This is a genomic window from Synechococcales cyanobacterium T60_A2020_003 (assembly GCA_015272205.1).
GTDB lineage: Bacteria > Cyanobacteriota > Cyanobacteriia > RECH01 > RECH01 > JACYMB01.
In genome coordinates this window covers 1-3581 of record JACYMB010000145.1, presented here as the reverse complement: position 1 = coordinate 3581, position 3581 = coordinate 1, and the positions used below count along the sequence as shown (strand labels likewise).

2 protein-coding genes are annotated in these 3581 nt (G+C 50.9%); one reads left to right on the top strand and one right to left on the bottom strand.

Annotated elements, in window-relative coordinates; all coding sequences use genetic code 11:
• Window positions 1–273: 273 nt before the first annotated feature.
• Complete coding sequence (locus tag IGR76_07860) at window positions 274–732, top strand: DUF4278 domain-containing protein (GenBank protein ID MBF2078424.1); 459 nt, start codon at window positions 274–276, stop codon at window positions 730–732.
• A 191-nt stretch (window positions 733–923) separates the two neighbouring features.
• Here IGR76_07860 and IGR76_07855 read toward each other — a convergent pair whose 3' ends face one another.
• Window positions 924–3122: a phosphoketolase gene (locus IGR76_07855; protein MBF2078423.1), complete on the bottom strand. Its 2199-nt coding sequence runs from the start codon at window positions 3120–3122 to the stop codon at window positions 924–926.
• Between the last annotated feature and the right edge of the window lie 459 nt (window positions 3123–3581).

The window sequence follows — 3581 nt, the reverse complement described above, 5'->3', positions numbered from 1 at the left end:
CTGAATTCTGCTTGCTGCTTTCCTTTTTGGATCAATTGGATAAAGTCGAGCTAAAGTTTTGTTATAAATCCCTGAAAATTCCAATTCCGAGTTGACACTTTTATCCAAAACCGTAACAATAGATACAGAAAGATAAATCGTTCATCTTCTCTCAGGTGCTAGGCGATAAAGTTTTATAACGGTCGCAATCAGGTTGAGGAAGACGGAAGTAGGGAGCATATCCCGAAGGAACGCGCCTCTTACACCATCTACGCAACCAGTTGGAGGCGAATTATGAAACTTACTTATCGCGGCATTTCCTACGACTACAATCCTGTCAACGTTGAAACGAGCGAAAGCGAAACTGTTGGTAAATATCGCGGATTAGACGTTCGATTCCGTAATCCTAAGAAAGCATTGGTGCTCAACACCAATCTAGATCTGAAATATCGCGGTGTAGCATATCAACCCACGCAAACCGTATTTGAACCTGCACCTCAAACTGAAACCGTTCCAGTTCCAGCAGCAGAACCCGCAAAAGTGCCTGCATTGTCCGTTGCTGAGCGTGCCCGGGCATTGATGATGAAGCACGATCGCTCCATCAAGCGTCGTCAGCAAGCAATGTTGACCCGTTTAGATGCAGAAGTTGGCGTTGATGTATCCGAAGCATCTCGCTATTGGGGTCGCGTCCAAGGTGAGGTTCATCCTTCCTTCCGCACAACCTATGATCGTAGCTCTGTAGCATTCAGCTAGTTCGTTCTCTTCTTTCAGGGCAGATAGAAAAGCACCTCAGTACGAGGTGCTTTTTACTATGTCTGTGTGTTTTGAGTGGGCGATCGCTCTAAGGTATTCAAGGTCGTAGGGGCAGGTTTTGCGACTACACCCGGACAAGCATTAGACACTGCCGCCTAAGCCTGCCCGTACCCCATCATGGATTCAAGAAGCTACGCCAACAGGTCTTGGGCACGGTTTACAAAGTTCTCAGCCGTGATTCCGTTAATCGCCATAATCTGAGCAGCACTGGCCGTTGTCTCTCCCCGCTTCCAGGCAAACACATCCCGCTTAACCGTACTGCGCAACATCACAGGTTCCAGCATGGCACTCGTACCACCAGTAACCCCCAGCACAACATCTCCCGCAAAGAGAGCATCGAACTCTGCATCACTCAAGAACCCATCATCGGGCTGAGCGCTCATGTCCCAAGCCACATCACTCGAACGATACAACCGTCGCGGATTAATAATAGACACAATCTTAGAGCCTATCCCCATGTCCTGAAGCTGTTTTGCCGCTTCAAACACGGGCAGCAGCGTCATATCCCCAATCACCGCAAAGACCACCGTGCGCGACCCAGGAAGTTCCTGCAACACCACTCCCCCTTTCTCTAACGCCTCACGGGTTTGGTCAAAGGTGGTATAGATCGGCAGCGGAGACTTACTCGCCGTAATCGTAATGCCCTTATTTTTCGTGCCGAGTGCCCATGCGTAACAGGCTTGAATACTGTTGGCATCACAGGGAAATAGTGGGAAAACGTTGCCGTTCCGCATCATCGCCGCAAAGTAGTTTTCAATTTCAGGGCGTTGGTGGGTCCAGCCGTTGCGTCCCTGCTCCAAAGCACCTGCAGTGAATAGGGTAATCGTAGACGGGGTCGGACGGCGCAGTTCTGCCATCGCTTGAACAACCGTTTGCCAGATGGGTACACCGTTCACAGCAAAGGATTCGTAGGAACACCAGAGGGTGCGCGTTCCAAAGAGTGCCAATGCAGCGGCAAGTCCGGCACAGGCATCCTCACTCAAGGGTTCATACACCTGACCCTGGGGTTGCTGAAAATAGGTTTCGTCAGGGGTGGGGTGAATAATTTTCAGCGCCACATTGATATTGTTAATTCCGGAAGCCGCGTTACCATCCGCATTCGTTATCAGGAAATTCGGATCCTGCTGACCGACATAGGCCACGATCGCCCCCATCGCCGTTGTCGCAACTTTCTTCTCACCCCCCACTGGAAATTCCTCCAGGGGTAGTGTCCCTAAATCGGGTAAGGGGTATTCAAACTCCGTGACCACCGTTTTCGCGGCAGCTCCCCCTCCGGCTCGCTCATAATTGGTGCGAACAATTTGCCATGCCTGGGGTGACAGGGCGCGCGATCGCAGTGCAGATACAATGTAGTCTCGCTCCAGGGAGTCGCCCGGATACAGGTTGTGGGATTGGGCACCTCGCTTGTGGACACCCGCGCCTTTCAACTGCTTCACAATCAGAACCGTAAGCACACCCTCCAGAGCCGACTTCGCCGCCAGATCCGTTGCTTCTAGAATGGCTTGCGTAAAGGCCAACCGCTGTTTGATGGAAAACTGGGTGCTGTCTACATACTCTCCGGGCTGATTGGCATCGTCGTAATCTTTCGCGTTGACGAGGATGACGTTTTCAAAACCGTTGCCCTGCCAATAGGCCACCATTTCTTCGTTGGTTTTGGTGGACACCATGCTGTGGTGTTCTTGGCTGTAGCCATTCCAGACCAGGATCGGCAAGAAGTTGGTTACGGACGGATAGGCCGTATTAAAGTGGGCAAAACTGCTCATAATGTAGGGTTCGCCCAGGCCGCCATCCCCAATCGTGACGGGGAAAAGGGTGTTTGGGTGCAGCTTTGCACCTGCCATCGCAAAATGCTGTCCCTGACCGAGGGGGCCTGCCGGATTGAGAAGCCCTGGAATCTGACCCGAGAGGTGTCCTAATAAACCGTGGGTTTCCCGGAAGCGATCGCCCAACTCCTTAACAGTCTTGATTCCCATCGCTTCTAGGGAACCATCCAAAAATACATTGCTATAAAAGCCAGGGGCATGATGCCCAACTTCAGTCAGGATGTTCTTATGTCCCAGCATGAACAGGGCGGCGATCACATCCGCAACGCTAGCAAAGCCGCCGGGGTGTCCAGATTCTTTGGTTGCCGTAATCTGGAGAGTGAGGTAACGCAATGCATCCGCAGCCAGCAGCGTTTGGTAAACAGCAACGGGATCTTGAGAGGAGGCGATCGCCGATGCCCCCTCTGCAATGGCAGGCGATTTCGTCCAGACGTCAAAATCAGGCTGAGAGTCTGCAAAATAGGCAATCCCGTCACAGAATGCAGGCATGTTTGTCATGGCAACCATGAATGTAGGAACCTCACAAGCGAACAACAGTTAATATTTGCTTAATCATTTAATTCTATGACCTTCGAGGGTAAATCTTAGGAGTTTCTAGGTGGCGAACATAAGTACTGGGCTGGCTTGGGTGCAGTCGTTTCTTCATGGCTGGGATCACTCACTCTCCTGGGCGCGCAAAGTCGCCAATCCAGCCTTCAGTAAAGCCTATTCCTACGTCCGTTATCCAAATTAGATGAGCGGTATGCTCGCCAGTATCTCACAGCATCCCACACCATCAACGCATCCAAACGACAAATCTATTGTGATTCCTAGGTGTAAGCATTGAAGGAATTCAATAAAAGAGTACACTGCCAGAAGTGTGCAATAAAGATTACCCATGCTGGTTGACTGACATATCTTTTCTAGTAGGTTGGGTGAAACAACGTGGAACCCAACTCTAGCCTTTATTCTGTTGGGTTACGCTAG

Excerpts from the sequence above, each read along its gene's own strand:
- IGR76_07860 (MBF2078424.1), top strand. The coding sequence starts at position 274 with ATGAAACTTACTTATCGCGGCATTTCCTACGACTACAATCCTGTCAAC.
- IGR76_07855 (MBF2078423.1), bottom strand. The coding sequence starts at position 3,122 with ATGGTTGCCATGACAAACATGCCTGCATTCTGTGACGGGATTGCCTAT.